At 52.5% G+C, this 17,855-nt stretch carries 16 protein-coding genes, 1 pseudogene and 1 riboswitch; of the genes and pseudogenes, 9 read left to right on the forward strand and 8 right to left on the reverse strand.

All coding sequences use genetic code 11. From position 1 onward, the window contains the following. The 6 genes from ftsL to ilvI form a co-directional block, all read right to left on the reverse strand. A complete protein-coding gene (gene ftsL / locus H2P46_RS03530; RefSeq protein WP_193403814.1) occupies positions 1-321 on the reverse strand; it encodes a cell division protein FtsL in 321 nt (106 codons plus the stop codon). Between the two features lie 2 nt (positions 322-323). After that, positions 324-1,259: a 16S rRNA (cytosine(1402)-N(4))-methyltransferase RsmH gene (rsmH, locus tag H2P46_RS03535; RefSeq protein ID WP_193403815.1), complete on the reverse strand. Its 936-nt coding sequence runs from the start codon at positions 1,257-1,259 to the stop codon at positions 324-326. A gap of 2 nt (positions 1,260-1,261) precedes the next feature. Next, the gene (mraZ, locus tag H2P46_RS03540) at positions 1,262-1,720 is read right to left on the reverse strand and encodes a division/cell wall cluster transcriptional repressor MraZ (protein ID WP_193403816.1); all 459 of its coding nucleotides are present in this window, start codon (positions 1,718-1,720) and stop codon (positions 1,262-1,264) included. A gap of 496 nt (positions 1,721-2,216) precedes the next feature. Continuing rightward, a complete protein-coding gene (cra, locus tag H2P46_RS03545; RefSeq protein ID WP_193403817.1) occupies positions 2,217-3,227 on the reverse strand; it encodes a catabolite repressor/activator in 1,011 nt (336 codons plus the stop codon). A 194-nt stretch (positions 3,228-3,421) separates the two neighbouring features. Continuing rightward, positions 3,422-3,913: an acetolactate synthase small subunit gene (gene ilvN, locus H2P46_RS03550; protein WP_193403818.1), complete on the reverse strand. Its 492-nt coding sequence runs from the start codon at positions 3,911-3,913 to the stop codon at positions 3,422-3,424. Positions 3,914-3,915: 2 nt separating this feature from the next. Continuing rightward, positions 3,916-5,640 carry an acetolactate synthase 3 large subunit gene (gene ilvI / locus H2P46_RS03555; protein ID WP_193403819.1) on the reverse strand — a complete coding sequence of 575 codons (1,725 nt, stop codon included), beginning with the start codon at positions 5,638-5,640 and terminating at the stop codon, positions 3,916-3,918. Between the two features lie 737 nt (positions 5,641-6,377). Between ilvI and leuL the strand changes: the two genes are divergently transcribed. The 5 genes from leuL to leuD all read left to right on the forward strand — a co-directional run bounded on the left by leuL (position 6,378) and on the right by leuD (position 11,229). After that, the gene (gene leuL / locus H2P46_RS23375; protein WP_193403945.1) at positions 6,378-6,461 is read left to right on the forward strand and encodes a leu operon leader peptide; all 84 of its coding nucleotides are present in this window, start codon (positions 6,378-6,380) and stop codon (positions 6,459-6,461) included. Between the two features lie 91 nt (positions 6,462-6,552). Then, positions 6,553-8,115, forward strand: a complete 1,563-nt coding sequence (gene leuA / locus H2P46_RS03565) for a 2-isopropylmalate synthase (RefSeq protein ID WP_193403820.1) — start codon at positions 6,553-6,555, stop codon at positions 8,113-8,115. A gap of 2 nt (positions 8,116-8,117) precedes the next feature. Next, positions 8,118-9,209: a 3-isopropylmalate dehydrogenase gene (leuB, locus tag H2P46_RS03570; RefSeq protein WP_193403821.1), complete on the forward strand. Its 1,092-nt coding sequence runs from the start codon at positions 8,118-8,120 to the stop codon at positions 9,207-9,209. Positions 9,210-9,213: 4 nt separating this feature from the next. Then, the gene (gene leuC / locus H2P46_RS03575; protein ID WP_193403822.1) at positions 9,214-10,620 is read left to right on the forward strand and encodes a 3-isopropylmalate dehydratase large subunit; all 1,407 of its coding nucleotides are present in this window, start codon (positions 9,214-9,216) and stop codon (positions 10,618-10,620) included. 3 nt (positions 10,621-10,623) lie between these two features. Beyond that, positions 10,624-11,229, forward strand: a complete 606-nt coding sequence (gene leuD / locus H2P46_RS03580; protein WP_193403823.1) for a 3-isopropylmalate dehydratase small subunit — start codon at positions 10,624-10,626, stop codon at positions 11,227-11,229. 31 nt (positions 11,230-11,260) lie between these two features. Here leuD and H2P46_RS03585 read toward each other — a convergent pair whose 3' ends face one another. Then, the gene (locus H2P46_RS03585; protein ID WP_193403824.1) at positions 11,261-12,421 is read right to left on the reverse strand and encodes an MFS transporter; all 1,161 of its coding nucleotides are present in this window, start codon (positions 12,419-12,421) and stop codon (positions 11,261-11,263) included. Between the two features lie 247 nt (positions 12,422-12,668). Between H2P46_RS03585 and sgrR the strand changes: the two are divergent. The 4 genes and pseudogenes from sgrR to thiQ form a co-directional block, all read left to right on the forward strand. Next, positions 12,669-13,610 (forward strand): annotated as a pseudogene (sgrR, locus tag H2P46_RS03590) (HTH-type transcriptional regulator SgrR); the annotation flags it as partial. A gap of 48 nt (positions 13,611-13,658) precedes the next feature. After that, a riboswitch (TPP riboswitch) is annotated at positions 13,659-13,763 on the forward strand. 46 nt (positions 13,764-13,809) lie between these two features. Beyond that, the gene (thiB, locus tag H2P46_RS03595; RefSeq protein ID WP_193403825.1) at positions 13,810-14,796 is read left to right on the forward strand and encodes a thiamine ABC transporter substrate binding subunit; all 987 of its coding nucleotides are present in this window, start codon (positions 13,810-13,812) and stop codon (positions 14,794-14,796) included. After that, positions 14,772-16,382 (forward strand): thiamine/thiamine pyrophosphate ABC transporter permease ThiP, encoded by a 1,611-nt coding sequence (thiP, locus tag H2P46_RS03600; RefSeq protein ID WP_193403826.1) that lies wholly within the window; start codon positions 14,772-14,774, stop codon positions 16,380-16,382. The genes thiB and thiP overlap by 25 nt, the downstream gene beginning before the upstream one ends. Continuing rightward, entirely contained in the window at positions 16,366-17,067 is a 702-nt protein-coding gene (gene thiQ / locus H2P46_RS03605) for a thiamine ABC transporter ATP-binding protein ThiQ (protein ID WP_193403827.1), read from the forward strand. The genes thiP and thiQ overlap by 17 nt, the downstream gene beginning before the upstream one ends. Here thiQ and H2P46_RS03610 read toward each other — a convergent pair. Then, on the reverse strand, positions 17,064-17,828 hold the full coding sequence (locus H2P46_RS03610; protein WP_193403828.1) for a DedA family protein: 765 nt from the start codon (positions 17,826-17,828) through the stop codon (positions 17,064-17,066). The two genes, thiQ and H2P46_RS03610, sit on opposite strands and share 4 nt — an antisense overlap. Between the last annotated feature and the right edge of the window lie 27 nt (positions 17,829-17,855).

The following is a 17,855-nucleotide window of genomic DNA, read 5'->3' on the forward strand; positions in this document are numbered from 1 at the left end:
TTATTTCTGTACCACAATATTTTCTTGTGAAGGATCAACATGCTGCATCTGCAGTTTCTCTGTCGCGATCCGCTCTACCCGGCTGTGATCGCCCAGGGCGTTTTCTTCTAAAATCAGGTTGCGCCATTCGATATCCAGCGCGTCACGTTCCAGGACTAACTGCTCACGCTGTGCCGTTAATAAACGCGTTTTGTGTGTGGTGGTCACAACAAACATCGCTGAAACCACCACGGCGATAAGCAGCAATAGCGGAATTTTGCCCTTGCGTAGCAGATCGCCACCAATAACGCCGGGCAGGCTATGACGCTCATTGCCGATCATGCTTAGGTTCTCTCCGCAATACGTAATACCGAACTACGCGCTCGCGGGTTCTCTGCGACTTCCCGCTCGCCCGGCACCAGCTTGCCAAGCAGCTTCAGCTCACGTCCCCCTAATGCTTTGAGCTGCTGCTCAGTCATCGGTAAGCCTGCCGGGACCTGCGGACCGCGGCTTTGATCGCGCATAAAGCGCTTAACCAGGCGATCTTCCAGTGAATGGAAGCTAATGACAGATAAGCGGCCTTCGGTTGCCAGCACCTCGACAGCCCCTTTCAGCGCGGTATCGATCTCTTCCAGTTCGCTGTTAATCCAGATCCGTATCGCCTGGAAACTGCGGGTTGCAGGATGCTTAAATTTATCTTTGACCGGTGTTGCCGCCGCAATAACGTCAGCTAACTCTTTGGTGCGCGTCATGGGCTGTTCGCGATTGCGCTCTACGATGGCGCGCGCAATGCGCTTAGCAAAACGCTCTTCACCGTACGTTTTCAGCACAAAGGCAATATCTGCCTCTTCAGCATGAAGTAACCATTCTGCTGCCGAATGGCCACGTGTGGGGTCCATACGCATATCCAGCGGCCCATCGCGCATAAAGGAGAAGCCACGTTCAGCATCATCCAGCTGCGGAGAAGACACCCCAAGATCCAGCAAAATGCCGTCGATCTTACCCACCAGCCCGCGCTCGCGGGCATACTCTGCCAGGGCAGAAAAAGGGCCATGAATAATTAAAAAACGCGGATCGCTTATCTCAGCGGCCGCGGCGATAGCTTGCGGATCACGATCGATGGCAATCAGCGTCCCCTTCGCCCCAAGTTGCGAAAGAATTAAGCGCGAATGACCGCCACGACCAAATGTGCCGTCAATGTAGATCCCGTCTTCCTTAATATTGAGGCCGTTAACCGCCTCATCCAACAGCACGGTGGTATGTTTAAAATTTTCCTGCATAGCTATAGCGACAAGTCCTGCAACCGTTCAGATAAAGGCTCCTGAGCCGAGTGCTCTGCGTCAATATCTTCCTTAACTTGTTGATACCAGGTCTGTTCATCCCACAGTTCAAATTTATTGAACTGTCCAACCAGCATCACTTCTTTTGTTAATTTGGCGTGCTGACGAAGGGTATTCGCCAGCAACAAACGCCCTGCATTATCCATCTGACATTCGCTGGCGTGCCCCAACAGCAAGCGCTGCACGCGACGCTCAAGCGGATTCATGCTAGATAAACGCGCAAGCTTCTTTTCAATGATTTCCCATTCGGGCAAGGTATAAAGCAGCAGGCAGGGCTGATGAAGATCGATGGTACATACCATCTGACCTTGTGATTCCCCCTTCAACAAATCGCGATAGCGCGTTGGTACGGCCAGACGTCCTTTGCTGTCGAGATTGACTAACGTTGCTCCTCGGAACATGTCAGTCTCACCCCCTCAGTTACCTGTTTCCACCACTTTATCCCACTTTTTACCACGAAACGAGTTTAAGGACCCGATGAAATCCTTGTCAAGCCAGAGCGGTAGATGAATATCACTATTTCCTGCTGACTAAAATTCAATTGAAGGATGGCGACACTGCTGAAAAAAACCTAAAAAAAATTAACCCGATGAATAACTGAATAAAATTAATTTGCTTAAATAAGATTGGCGAAAAAATAAATAACTTATCAGGGATGACGCCTTATCGTGGATTCTGAGACAGCGGCAGCATTTTAGGGGGTTTCTTAAAGGGTGATGAGAGCGCCAGAAAAGCTGGGGCCAGCAAGGCTGTTGAAGAAATAAACAAAGAAAAAAAATACGTTTCTAATTTGTTAGCTGACGTGTTCATTATTTACGCTTTTTTACGCCAGCGGAATGTAATCGAAACACAACGTCCTGATTAATTATTATGGGCAGCATCATGACTGCCCGTCAGTCATTTTGTTTTGCGGCTTAATTGCCCACGACGAAATAAATTACGACGAATTCGCGTCAGACCCGGTTTGGGTTTTTTTGGCTCATCCAGCGAGGCGAGAACCAGTTCCAGCACGCGCTCAGCGACATCACGGTGCCGCTGACCCACCGCCAGCACCGGACACTCTAAAAAGTCCAGCAATTCGTGGTCGCCAAATGTCGCAATCGCCAGTTCGGTTGGCAGTCGCCCGTCACGTTTCAGCGTGACATCCATAACACCTTGCAGCAGCCCAAATGACGTCGTAAACAGCGCGTCAGGCATGGGATGATCGTCGAGATATTTTTCGAACCGCGCAGCAGCAGCTGTGCGTTCAAAACTGTTGCAGTAAATATACTCAATGGGCCGTTCATCGTCTTTCCACGCGTCGCGGAACCCCATTTCACGTAAAAAGCTGACAGAAAGCTCCGGTAATGCGCCTAAAAAAAGCACATTGTTTATCTCCAGCTGACGCAGTTCAGTCGCCAGGGTAAAGGCATCATCCTGATCCGCCCCGACAACGCTGGTAAAGTGTTCGCGATCCAGTGCACGATCCAGGGCAATAATCGGCAGCGCGTTATGGATCCAGCGCTGGTAGAAAGGATGTTCCGGGGGTAATGAGGTTGAGACGATAATCGCATCAACCTGGCGTTGCAGCAGATGCTCAATGCAGCGCATTTCATTATCGGGTTGATCTTCTGAGCAGGCGATCAGTAACTGGTAGCCACGCTGGCGTGCCTGCCGCTCAAGATAATTTGCGATACGCGTATAGCTGGTGTTCTCTAAATCAGGAATGACTAAACCAATCGAACGGGTACGTCCCGCGCGCAGCCCAGCGGCCACCGCATTCGGGTGGTAATTATGCTCACGCACCACCGCCATGACTTTCTCAACGGTTTTATCGCTTACACGATACTGCCGCGCTTTGCCGTTAATAACATAACTGGCCGTGGTGCGCGACACGCCCGCCAGGCGCGCAATTTCATCCAGTTTCACGATAACTCCACAATCAGGCTCGCTTCTGCAGCATCTCTATCCGCAGTTACGCTAAGGACAACTCTGGTTACATCTAACAGCAGAAAAGTGTGCGGGGCAACCGCTTTTGTTATGCCAGACGTTATAACGCATAAAAAAGAAAAAACCCGGCATTTCGCCAGGTTAGGAGAAAGTTTAAGGATTAGGCGACGTGATTAACGCATGATCCGGTCACCACGAGAAACCCCGACAATGCCGGAACGCGCAATTTCTACAATTTCCGCGACATCACGAATGGAGTTCAAAAACGCATCCAGTTTGTCGCTGGTGCCTGCCAGCTGAACCGTATAAAGCGTTGGCGTGACATCAATGATCTGACCGCGGAAGATTTCAGCACTGCGCTTAACTTCTTCGCGGCCATATCCGCTCGCCTGAATTTTCACCAGCATGATTTCACGCTCAACGTAAGCGCCTTGCCCTAATTCAGTCACACGTAATACATCCACCAGCTTGTGTAACTGTTTTTCGATCTGTTCCAGAACTTTTTGATCGCCAACCGTTTGAATAGTCATACGCGACAAGGTGGGATCGTCGGTTGGCGCCACGGTCAGGCTTTCAATGTTGTAGCCACGTTGTGAAAACAAGCCAACCACACGAGACAATGCGCCGGATTCGTTTTCCAGCAAAACTGATAAAATACGACGCATAATTAAGTCCTCTCCGTTTTGCTCAACCACATCTCATCCATACCGCCACCGCGAATTTGCATCGGGTAAACATGCTCGCTGCCATCAACCGTGACATCTACAAATACCAGACGGCCTTTCGCCAGCGTTTCCAGCGCTAACGTTAACTTCTCCTCCAGCTCAGCAGGATGCTGGATGGCGATGCCAACATGGCCGTAAGCCTCTGCCAGACGGACGAAATCGGGCAGCGATTCCATATAGGATTGCGAATGGCGACCCGAATAAATCATGTCCTGCCACTGCTTCACCATGCCAAGAAAGCGGTTGTTCAGGTTGAGCACCAGCACCGGCAAATTGTATTGCAAGGCGGTAGAAAGCTCCTGGATATTCATCTGGATACTGCCATCGCCGGTCACACAGATGACCGTTTCTTCTGGCAGCGCCATTTTCACACCCAGCGCAGCAGGTAGCCCAAAGCCCATCGTTCCTAAACCCCCTGAGTTAATCCAGCGGCGTGGCTTGTTGAACTGATAATAGAGCGCGGCAAACATCTGATGCTGACCGACATCCGACGTGACGTAAGCGTCACCGCTGGTCAGGCGGCAAATCGTTTCGATGACAGCCTGTGGCTTGATTTTATCGCTGGTGCGATCAAACTCCAGACACTTGCGGCTGCGCCAGCCATCAATCGATTGCCACCAGTCGCGCAGGCTGTCGAGCTGTTGTTTACTTTCGCTTTGGGCCAGCAAGTCCAGCATTTGCTGCAGAACCTGTTTCGCATCGCCAACAATGGGAATATCAGCGGCAACGGTTTTCGAGATTGACGTAGGATCAATGTCAATATGCATCACTGTGGCATTTGGGCAATACTTTGCCAGATTATTGGTGGTGCGATCGTCAAAGCGCACGCCAATACCAAAGATCAGGTCGGCATTGTGCATCGTCATATTCGCTTCATACGTGCCGTGCATGCCCAGCATACCCACACATTGACGATGCATGCCTGGGAAGGCCCCCAGCCCCATCAATGACGTGGTTACCGGAATATTCAGGCTTTCAGCCAGTTGCAGCAACTCGGCTTCACAGGCTGAAGTAATCGCGCCGCCACCGGCATATATCACAGGCTTATGAGCGGCTAACAGCGTTTGCAACGCACGCTTAATCTGACCTTTATGCCCCTGGACTGTGGGGTTGTAAGATCGCATACTGACGGAATCTGGCCACATATAAGGCAGCTTATTGGCGGGATTCAGAATATCTTTCGGCAGATCGATAACCACCGGTCCCGGACGCCCACTGGCAGCCAGCCAAAACGCTTTTTTCAGCACGCCAGGAATTTCTTCGGTGCTTTTAACTAAGAAGCTGTGTTTTACCACCGGGCGGGAAATCCCGACCATATCGCATTCCTGAAAAGCGTCGTAGCCAATCAGCGAGGAAGGGACTTGTCCCGACAGGATGACCAGCGGAATGGAATCCATGTAAGCCGTCGCAATGCCGGTAATAGCATTGGTCGCGCCGGGACCCGATGTCACCAGCACCACACCGACTTCGCCGGTCGCGCGCGCCAGACCGTCCGCCATGTGCACAGCGCCTTGTTCATGGCGTACTAATACGTGATCAATACCCCCTACCGTTTGCAGCGCATCGTAAATATCTAATACGGCGCCACCCGGATAACCGAATACCTGCTTTACGCCCTGATCGATTAACGAACGGACGACCATCTCGGCTCCTGACAACATCTCCATTTTCTGCCTCCAGGCTAAAGGAACTGAATCCATCGGCGACCGTTTTCCAGCACGCCACGGCATCCTGCCCTCTCTTCGCCAATTAAGATCAAAACCTTATGTTTATGCACAGACAGCGGAAATCATTTCTGCTGTCCAGATACAGAGAATTCTGCTGAGTTCATTCTTTTGATAGTAGGTCGATTACCATAACCGCAGAAAACCTGGCAGGCAAACATCAGGCATGACCAGGTTAATGAAACCGGCTGTAAAGGCTCTGCCTGATAAGTTTGAGCCGCGATGATTAAACTAATTACGCGCGATAACAGCAGACGAAAATGCTACTCATGAAATTATTTTTAGCGTGATCTAAGAAATAAAAAAAAGTTATTGCTGTGACCGTTAGCCCACAATTTCCTGAGATAAAACCTTTTTGGCGTTATTAACCTTAAAACGATGCATTTACATGAGATTATGTTGCTTTGCGCTGTTATCCCATTAAGACGATCGCTATAGCAATATCGATAAAAAACAATACATTTCAAGCAATTAACAACAAAATTCACCACAAGATGGCCTTTTGTTATCTGCTGTTAATATTCCGACGATTAATCTGTTGCGCATAACTCTGTGTCGGCCTGATATGACAGAATATTTTCCTTAGCAGCCTAACGACAGCGCCTTTCACTTAAGGTTGACATCACTCAGGGATTCCAGTACCAATATGTGCAGCAAAAAAATTTACGAGGTTTAAATCCATGTTTCGTTCTTCTCGCCTACCAGGTCTACTACTAAACGCAGCTAATTTGCGCGGTAGACTTGTGGGCGGAATCAAACACTGATTCAAACCTGCAGAAAGTTAAAAACCCGCGCCGATGCGCGGGTTTTTTTATGCTCGTTGCAAGGCGAAGTTAACGCAAAAGGATGAATACGATGAGCCAACAAGTCATTATTTTCGATACCACTCTGCGCGATGGTGAACAGGCATTACAGGCCAGCCTGAGTGTAAAAGAAAAACTGCAGATTGCTTTAGCACTGGAACGTATGGGCATTGACGTAATGGAAGTCGGTTTCCCGGTTTCTTCGCCGGGTGATTTTGAATCAGTGCAAACTATCGCACGCACCATTAAAAACAGTCGCGTTTGTGGTCTGGCGCGTTGCGTTGAGAAAGATATTGACGCCGCTTATGAAGCTTTGCGCGTTGCCGAAGCGTTCCGTATTCACACCTTCATCGCCACATCGCCGATGCATATCGCCACCAAGCTGCGCAGCACCTTGCCAGACGTGATTGAGCGTGCGGTACACATGGTGAAACACGCCCGTAATTATACCAACGACGTAGAATTCTCCTGTGAAGACGGTGGCCGCACCCCCATCGATGACCTGTGCCGCATGGTCGAAGCTGCTATCAACGCGGGTGCAACCACCATCAATATTCCTGATACCGTTGGCTATACCTTGCCAAACGAATACGCCAATATCATCAGCCAGCTGGTGAATCGCGTACCGAACATTGATAAAGCTGTGCTGTCGGTTCATACCCATGATGATTTAGGTATGGCGACCGGCAACGCCATTGCCGCTATTCAGGCGGGCGCACGTCAGGTTGAAGGTACGCTGAATGGCCTGGGTGAACGCGCCGGTAACTGTGCGCTGGAAGAGGTGATCATGGCGATTAAAACCCGTCAGCAGATCATGAACGTCCATACCAATATTCATCATCAGGAAATCTACCGCACCAGCCAGATGGTCAGCCAGATCTGCAATATGCCGATTTCGGCCAACAAAGCGGTAGTTGGCTCCAATGCCTTCGCGCACTCGTCGGGCATTCATCAGGATGGCGTGCTGAAAAATCGCGAAAACTACGAAATCCTGACGCCAGAATCGATCGGTCTGCACAAAATCCAGCTGAATCTGACGTCACGTTCAGGCCGTGCGGCTGTGAAACACCGCATGGAAGAGATGGGATATAAAGAAAGCGATTACAACCTGGATAGCCTGTATGACGCGTTTCTGAAGCTGGCAGATAAAAAAGGCCAGGTGTTTGATTACGACCTGGAAGCGCTGGCCTTTATCAACAAACAGAACGAAGAACCGGAGCATTTCCAGCTGAACGATTTCAACGTGCAATCAGGCTCCAGCATTACCGCGACAGCATCCGTTAATCTGGGCTGTGGTGAAGAAAACAAATCAGAAGCCGCGACCGGTAATGGTCCGGTTGACGCGGTTTATCAGGCTATCAACCGTATCACGCAATTTAATGCCGAGCTGGTGAATTACAAGCTGACCGCCAAAGGTCACGGCGAAAACGCGCTGGGCCAGGTAAATATTGTGGTCAGCTATAACGACCGTAAATTTCATGGCGTAGGCCTGGCGACCGATATTATTGAGTCCTCCGCTAAAGCCATGGTTAACGCTCTGAACAACATCTGGCGAGCCAGACAGGTTGAAAAAGAATTGCAGCGCAAATTTAAAGATCAGAAGGAAACGGTGTAACTATGTCTACGTCTTCACATATCGCAGTTTTACCGGGCGACGGTATTGGTCCAGAAGTTATGGCGCAGGCTATCAAGGTGTTGGATGCGATTCGTCAACGCTTCGATATGCGTATCACCACCAGTGAATATGATGTTGGCGGTATCGCCATTGATCGTCACGGTGAGCCATTGCCACCCGCAACCGTTGCAGGCTGTGAGCAGGCCGACGCGATCCTGTTTGGTTCTGTCGGCGGCCCGAAATGGGAACATTTGCCGCCTGCTTCTCAACCTGAGCGTGGCGCCCTGCTGCCGCTGCGTAAGCACTTCAAACTGTTCAGCAATCTGCGCCCTGCTGCGCTGTATAACGGTCTGGAAGCGTTTTGCCCGCTGCGTAGCGATATTGCCGCCAAAGGCTTCGATATTCTGTGTGTGCGTGAGTTGACCGGCGGCATCTACTTCGGTCAGCCGAAAGGTCGTGAAGGCAGCGGTCCCCATGAGCGCGCATTTGATACCGAGGTTTATCATCGTTTTGAGATCGAGCGTATTGCACGTATCGCGTTTGAATCGGCGCGTAAGCGTCGCAATAAAGTCACTTCGGTTGATAAAGCCAACGTGCTGCAAACGTCGGTAATGTGGCGTGAAATCGTTAACGAAATTGCTAAAGACTACCCGGATGTCCAGTTAAGTCATATGTACATCGACAACGCCACCATGCAGTTAATCAAAGACCCTTCACAATTTGATGTTCTGCTGTGTTCCAACCTGTTTGGCGATATTCTTTCTGATGAATGTGCCATGATCACCGGCTCAATGGGCATGTTGCCTTCTGCCAGCCTGAATGAAGACGGTTTTGGTTTGTACGAGCCCGCAGGCGGATCGGCACCCGATATTGCCGGTCAGAACATTGCTAATCCGGTTGCGCAGATTCTGTCTCTGTCACTGCTGCTGCGTTATAGCCTGAATGCCGATGACGCCGCCGACAGCATTGAACGTGCTATCAGCCGTGCCCTGGAAGAGGGTTACCGTACCAAAGACTTAGCCGGTGATGGCCCTGCGATCAGCACAGATGAGATGGGCAGCATCATTGCCCGCTTTATCGCCGAGGAAAAATAAAATAATGAAAACGTTATACCAGAAGTTATTTGATGCACATGTCGTTCACGAAGCCCCCAACGAAACACCATTGCTGTATATCGATCGTCATTTGATTCATGAAGTGACATCACCACAGGCGTTTGACGGCTTGCGTGCGCATGGCCGTAAAGTTCGTCAACCGTCAAAAACCTTCGCGACCATGGATCACAACGTCTCAACCCAGACCAAAGATATTAATGCGTCGGGCGAGATGGCACGTATTCAGATGCAGGAATTGATGAAAAACTGTGCCGAATTTGGCGTGCAGCTGTATGACCTGAATCACCCGTTTCAGGGCATTGTGCACGTTATCGGTCCAGAACAAGGTATGACCTTACCCGGCATGACCATTGTTTGTGGCGACTCGCATACTGCAACACATGGTGCCTTTGGCTCGCTGGCATTTGGTATCGGCACGTCAGAAGTTGAGCACGTTTTTGCCACGCAGACCCTGAAACAAGGTCGCGCCAGGACCATGAAAATTGAAGTATTGGGCGAGGCGGCTACCGGCATCACCGCCAAAGATATTGTGCTGGCGGTAATTGGTAAAACCGGTAGCGCAGGCGGCACCGGGCACGTTGTTGAATTCTGTGGTCCAGCCATTGAAGCGCTGAGCATGGAAGGCCGTATGACTCTGTGCAATATGGCGATTGAAATGGGCGCTAAAGCCGGTCTGGTCGCACCCGACGATACCACCTTTAACTACCTGAAAGGCCGCCAGTTTGCGCCACAGGGCGAGCAGTGGGAGCAAGCGGTTGAATACTGGCGCACGCTGAAGTCAGACGAAGGAGCCGAATTCGATACGGTAGTGACCTTGCATGCGCAAGACATCGCGCCGCAGGTGACCTGGGGAACCAATCCGGGTCAGGTCATTGCCGTTGATGAAGCCATCCCGAATCCGGCTTCATTTGCCGATCCGGTTGAGCGCGCCTCAGCGGAAAAAGCGCTGGCTTACATGAATTTGCAACCCGGCATCAAACTGACCGAGGTCAGCATCGATAAAGTCTTTATTGGCTCCTGTACGAATTCACGTATCGAAGATTTGCGTGCGGCGGCGGCGATTGCCAAAGGTCGCAAAGTCGCGCCCGGTGTGATCGCGATGGTCGTACCTGGCTCCGGTCCGGTAAAAGCGCAGGCGGAAGCGGAAGGTCTGGATAAGATATTTCTGGACGCGGGTTTCGAATGGCGCCTGCCGGGCTGCTCAATGTGTCTGGCAATGAACAATGATCGCCTGAACCCAGGTGAGCGCTGCGCCTCGACCAGCAACCGTAACTTTGAAGGCCGTCAAGGCCGTGGCGGCCGCACCCATCTGGTCAGTCCGGCAATGGCGGCGGCGGCGGCGGTAGCAGGTCATTTTGCTGACATCCGTGAACTGACGACAGGAGCATAAGTCATGGCGAAAAAATTTACCCAACATACCGGGATTGTGGCGCCGCTGGATGCGGCAAACGTCGATACCGATGCCATCATTCCTAAGCAGTTTTTACAAAAAGTCACGCGCACCGGGTTCGGTCAGCACCTGTTCCACGACTGGCGCTTTGAAGACGACGCCGGCACCACCCCAACCCCCAGTTTTGTGCTGAACAAACCGGAATTCAAAGGCGCCAGCATTTTGCTGGCGCGCGAGAATTTTGGTTGTGGATCATCGCGCGAGCATGCTCCCTGGGCGCTGACCGATTTTGGCTTTCATGTCGTTATCGCCCCGAGCTTCGCCGACATCTTTTATGGCAACAGCTTCAACAATCAACTGTTGCCTGTGAAACTGAGCGATAAAGACGTCAATGAGATGTTCGAACGGGTTGCTGCTCAGCCAGGCATCCGTTTCACCGTCGATCTTGAAGCGCAAACGGTTATCGCTGGCGATAAAACCTATCCGTTTGAACTGGATAGTTTCCGTCGTCACTGCATGATTAATGGCCTCGACAGCATTGGCCTGACGCTGCAACACGAAGCGTCAATCTCCGATTACGAGCTCAGCCAACCGGCTTTCCTGCGTTAATTGCTATGGGCGACTTTCGGGTCGCTTTTTTTTAGCCATTACGAACCCGCGCTGTCAGGGCAAAAGCCGCTATCGCCAGGCCTAACGCCAGCCAGTACACCGCGATGTGGCCCAGGTGTTCGCTTAACGTTCCCTGAATCACCCCCGCCAGGATCATTCCCGTTGAAATCGAATTCGTAAACATCGTGGTGGCCGCCCCAGGCCTTCCCGGCATTAAATCCTGAAACCACAACATACCAATACCGGCGATGATGCCGATAAATACGGCGTTAAATAGTTGCAGGAGCAATAATGCATTACGCGAACTGAACAGCACCAGACCAAGATAGAACACAATACCGGCTGCCAGAGCGATCAATATCAGGTTACGTTTCCCGATGCGCTTCGCACAATAGCCCGCCAGCAGCATCACCGGAATTTCCAGACTTGCCGCCATACCCATTAACAAACCAGCCAGCTTTTCTGGCAATCCCAGCGTGCTGCTGATATACAGCGGCATATCAATGATATACATGGTATTACAGGTCCACATTATCATCGAAGCGATGAACAACATGCGTACATCACGATTACGCCAGCCGCTGATGGGTATGCCACCACTGTGCATCAGCGAATCCGCGCGTGGTACCGATGGCAGCGTAAACCAAATCAGCAGGATACAGATAAAGAACAGCGTCGCCGCCACCATAAACAGCGTGATGAAACCGTAATTAAGCGCTAACGTGAATGACAACGGCGGCCCAATCACCCACGCCAGCGACAGCTGCGCACGCATCACTGAACTGAACATCACTGCTTCGCGTGCTGACTGATCGGCATATTCACGTGCCAGCGCAAAAATTTGCGGTATTGACACGCTGGCCAGTGCTGACAGCAGCACGCCAAGCGTGATCAATGTCAGATAATGACGCGTAAAGGCAAACAAAATGGCATTACACAGCGCCATCAGACAGCAGAACAAAATAATATGACGGCGATCGCCCACACTGTCCGAACGTTTCGCCACCATCATGCTGACCACAATCCCTGCAATCGCGTTGAGGGTAAAAAATAGCCCAACCCAGAAAGGACGCGCCTGCACTTCACGGGTCAAAAACAGACTGAGCGTCGGCGCCTGTAATGCACCCGCCACGCCAATCATGAACGACGTCACCATAAACGCGAGATAAACTGGATTGACGCGCGATTTCATACCGCAATCCCTTTAAAATGAGGAAAAAAGAAGGGTAGACAATAGCGTGCATCCTAAAAAAAGCCAGCGGTGAAAAACCTGCTGGCGGTGTAATTACACCCTACTCAGAATACGATCCCGCATGGCTGCGCGATCATGGCAGAGCGCTATTTATTGCTAAATGCCCCCCGCTCTTCCAATGAGATCAAGTTTGTTTCTAATATGAGGCAGAAAAAACAGAGCGCTTTTTACCGGGAGTTCCTCTTTTATGCCCTCATCGCGCCTTAAGCAGCAATTTATTCGCCTGTGGCAAAGCTGCCAGGGCCAGACGCAAATCACCACGCTGAATGAGCTGGCGGAATTGCTGCACTGTTCACGTCGCCATATGCGTAACTTGCTCAACGCTATGCAAGTCGCCGGTTGGCTGATTTGGCAAGCGGAAGCCGGGCGTGGCAAACGTTCACAGCTAACGTTTTGCTATACCGGTCTGGCGTTGCAGCAACAGCGGGCCGAAGATTTGCTGGAACAGGATCGCATCGATCAACTTGTTCAGCTGGTTGGCGATAAAGACCAGGTGCGCCAGATGATTAGTGCCTGTCTGGGCCGCAGCTTTCGCCAGGGCAGGCGTATTTTGCGCGTACTTTACTATCGCCCGCGGCTCAATTTGCTGCCCGGATCGCCACTGCGTCGCTCCGAAACGCATATAGCACGACAAATTTTCAGGGGATTAACGCGTATAAATGAGGAAAAAGGGGAAGCTGAAGCCAATATTGTGCATCACTGGCAGCGAATCTTATCACTGCACTGGCGTTTTTTCTTACGTCCCGCAATCCGCTTTCATCACGGGCGAGAATTAGAAATGGCCGATGTGATAAGCAGCCTGGAACGGCTGCGTTATCAGCCCCTGTTTTCGCATCTGCAACACATCACTTCTCCCGCCCCCTGGACGCTGGACATTACCTTAAGTCAGCCCGACGACTGGCTGCCGTGGTTACCTGGCAGCGTGAGCGCGATAATCCTGCCGCGTGAATGGCCGGAGCGGCGCGATTTTGCCCGTCACCCCCTTGGCAGCAGGCCTTACAGCGTAGTGCGCAACCAGCAAAGCCAGCTAAAAATCACCGCCTTTGATGATTATTTCGGTTTTCGCGCCTTAATTAATGACGTTTCAATTTGGGTGCTGCCGGATATTAGCGATGAGCTGGTTTACGCCGCCGACGCTGTGATCCTTTCACCCTGGCCGCGTAATGACTAGAATAACGCGTTCTCAACGGGGTGCCGCTTGCGATTGCCGTAAGATGCTGAGATATACCCGTCGAACCTGATTCGGTTAGTACCGACGTAGGGATTTGAGAGGCCAGCCAGCTCAGATCCTTTGCGACTCAACGACCATTCTCCTGAAGGAGCGCAAAGTGTTAAACAAAGTCCTGTCCCTGTTGCTGCTGTTGTCGGCCTCTGCTTTTGCCGCTAAACCGACCTTAACCGTTTACACCTACGATTCGTTCTCCGCTGACTGGGGACCCGGCCCGGCGGTGAAAAAAGCCTTTGAAGCACAATGTCATTGCGAACTGAAATACGTGGCGCTGGAAGATGGCGTATCGCTGCTTAATCGCCTGCGCATGGAAGGTAAAAACAGCAAAGCCGATGTTGTTCTGGGCCTGGATAATAATCTGCTACAGGCCGCGCAGCAGACCGGCTTATTTGCTGCCAGCGACGTAGACACCAGCAAGCTGCAACTACCTGGCGGCTGGCAGGATAAAACCTTTATCCCCTTCGATTACGGCTACTTTGCCTTCGTCTATGATAAAAACAAACTGAAGAACCCGCCCAAAAGCCTGAAAGAACTGGTTGATAGTCCAGAAAAATGGCGCGTTATTTATGAAGATCCACGCACCAGTACGCCGGGTTTAGGCCTGCTGCTGTGGATGCAAAAAGTGTATGGCGATCAGGCACCCCAGGCATGGCAGAAGCTGGCGCAGAAAACCGTTACCGTTACCAAAGGCTGGAGTGAAGCCTACGGTTTGTTCCTGAAGGGTGAGGGTGATTTGGTGCTCAGCTACACCACATCTCCCGCTTACCACCTTATTGAAGAGAAAAAAGATACCTATGCGGCCGCGCCGTTTGCTGAAGGGCATTACCTGCAGGTTGAAGTCGCCGCGCAACTGGCCAGCAGCAAACAGCCAAAACTGGCGCAGCAGTTTATGCAGTTCATGTTGTCGCCCGCCTTCCAGCACAAGATGCCAACCGGCAACTGGATGTATCCGGTTATAAAAACCGATCTGCCGGCAGGTTTCTCGTCGCTGAGCATACCCAATACTGCGCTGCATTATTCTTCACAACAGGTTGCCGCCCACCGCTCAGAATGGATTAATGCATGGCAACGCGCCGTCAGCCGTTAATGCCGCTCTGGCTGATTCCCGGCCTGCTCGCCACGCTGCTGTTAGGCAGTGTGGCGCTGCTGGCCTTTTCTACGCTATGGATGGCCGCGCCAGACACGCCCTGGCACAGCGTATTGCAGGATGAATATCTACACCACGTTATCGCCTTTTCTTTCGGCCAGGCGCTGCTATCCGCATTGCTGTCGCTGCTGCCTGCGATTGCGCTGGCGCGTGCGCTTTATCGTCGGCGCTTTCCCGGCCGTCAGCTGCTGTTGCGCCTGTGCGCAATGACGCTGGTGCTGCCCGTGTTGGTGGCCGTATTTGGCCTGCTCACGGTTTATGGTCGCGTCGGCTGGCTGGCGCAGATCTGCCAGTTTTTTGGCATCCGTTATGGCTTTTCGCCGTATGGGCTGCAAGGCATTTTGCTGGCACACGTTTTTTTTAATTTACCGCTGGCGACGCGTTTGATGTTGCAGGCGCTGGAAAGTATTCCGGCTGAACAGCGCCAACTGGCCGCGCAACTCAACCTGCGCGGCTGGCACCATTTTCGCCTGCTGGAATGGCCATGGCTACGCCGACAGGTGCTGCCCACCGGCGCGCTGATATTTATGCTGTGCTTTGCCAGTTTCGCCACCGTGTTATCGCTGGGCGGCGGGCCACAGGCAACCACTATCGAACTTGCCATTTTTCAGGCGCTGAGCTACGACTACGATCCCGGCCGGGCGGCGCTGCTGGCGCTCATTCAGCTAATCTGTTGCCTGACGCTGGTGCTGCTTAGCCAGCGTTTCAGTAAGGCGATCCCGGCAGGGAGCAGCCAGTTGCGCGGCTGGCGCGATCCACAGGATTCGTATTTTGCTCGCCTCAGTGATGTGTTGTTGATTGCCCTGGCGTTGCTGCTGCTGCTCCCCCCGCTGCTGGCGGTGATTGTGGATGGCCTGCACGGTGGGTTACGCGGCGCGCTGGTCCAACCCGCGCTGTGGCAAGCCACGTTGACTTCGTTGCGGATTGCATCCGGCGCGGGTCTGCTATGCGTGCTGCTCACCATGATGCTGCTGTGGAGCAGCCGGGAACTGCGTTTGCGCCAGCGCAACGTCGCGGCGCAAATCATGGATACCAGCGGTATGCTGATCCTGGCGATGCCCGGTATCGTGCTGGCAACAGGCTTCTTTCTGCTATTTAATGCCACCATCGGTTTGCCCACTTCTGCTGACGGTTTGGTCATCTTCGCCAATGCGCTGATCGCTATCCCTTACGCTTTAAAGGTGCTGGAAAATCCTATGCGCGACATGGCTGAGCGTTATGCAAATCTGTGTGGATCGCTCGGCATCAGCGGCTGGAACCGGCTGCGGCTCATTGAGCTGCGCGCGCTGAAACGCCCGTTAGCGCAGGCGCTGGCCTTTGCCTGCGTGTTGTCGATGGGTGATTTTGGCGTGGTGGCGTTATTTGGCAATGCGGATTTCCGCACCTTACCGTTCTATCTTTATCAACAGATCGGTTCCTATCGCGGCGCAGACGGTGCGGTTACCGCCCTGTTGTTACTTGTGCTCTGTTTGTTACTGTTTACCCTGATGGAAAAATTACCGGGCCGCCATGCTGACTCTGAATAACCTTACCTATCTTTATCAGCATTTACCGATGCGCTTCAGCCTGAGCGCGCAACGTGGCGAGCGGCTGGCAATCCTTGGCCCTAGCGGCGCGGGCAAAAGCACGCTGCTGAGCCTGATTGCGGGTTTTCTGCCCGTCAGCCAGGGAAGCCTGCACATTGACGGACACGATCATACCCAAAGCGTACCGGCGAAGCGCCCGGTTTCGATGCTGTTTCAGGAGAATAACCTCTTCCCGCACCTCAACGTACAGCAGAATATGGCGCTGGGATTACATCCCGGTCTCAGGCTGAACCCCACCCAACAGCAGCAGCTTGCAGAGATTGCTGAGCAGGTGGGATTGCGTGATCTGCTGACGCGTTTACCGGGCCAGCTATCAGGCGGACAACGTCAGCGTGTCGCGCTGGCTCGCTGTCTGTTACGCGATCGGCCAGTGCTGCTGCTGGATGAACCCTTTTCAGCCCTGGATCCGGCGTTACGGGGAGAAATGCTACAGCTGGTGCGTTCAGTGTGCATGGCGCGCAACATCACTTTACTGATGGTGTCGCATAGCCTGGAGGATGCGCAGCAAATTGAGCCACGTAGCGTCGTGATTGTGGATGGTCGGGTTTACTGGGATGGCGCAACCGAACAGCTACTGTCGGGCGACACGCGGGAAGCCGATGTGCTCGGCATCCCGCGCCGTTAATTAAAGAATACCTGCCACAGCAGATGACGGAATACTGGCATCATCGGATGGAACTGAATCGCCACCAATGCGCCAGCGGCCACGATAAGCCCGAGCGGCGTCAGCCAGCGCAGACGTTGCAGCGGCAGATACGCGGTTACCCAGTCCTGACTTTTCCCGCTGCGCCACCAGCGCCAGCATAGCCAAATGCCCAGCCAAACCAGAATTGCAACCAGCAACAGCAGCCAGCGAAAGCTTCCCTCCTGCGCGGCTTTTGGCACATCAATTGCCACTCCCGCCAGAATGCCCGGCAGCAGATAGAGCGGCGGCCACAAAATACAGCCGATTAGATTCGGCAGCAGGAACTTACGCACCGGCAATTCCAGCATACCCGCCGCTAGTGGGATCAGCGGACGCGTTGGCCCGACAAAACGTCCCACAAGAATGGTAAACATGCTGTGCTGATGCAGCGCGTGCTCGGTTTTATCCAGTAATCCTTTATATTTTTGTAAGTATTTCCAGCGATGCAGCGGCCCCTGAAATTTCCAGCCAATGCCATAGGAAACCCAGTCGCCAATTAAACAACCGACGAAACCCGCCGCCCAGGCTGGGTATAACCCTATTTGTCCGCTACCCACCAGCGCGCCGAGACTGGCCATCAAAACCGTCCCCGGCAGCAATAATCCCACCAGCGCCAGCGATTCAAGAAATGTCACCAGTGCAACGGCAAACAACGCCCACTCCAGCGACTGCGTAAACAGGTGTTGAACCCAGGCTTCCATAACCTTCCTTAAAAAAAGCACAAGACT

It is taken from the genome of Mixta mediterraneensis (assembly GCF_014946725.1).
Taxonomy (GTDB): domain Bacteria; phylum Pseudomonadota; class Gammaproteobacteria; order Enterobacterales; family Enterobacteriaceae; genus Pantoea; species Pantoea mediterraneensis.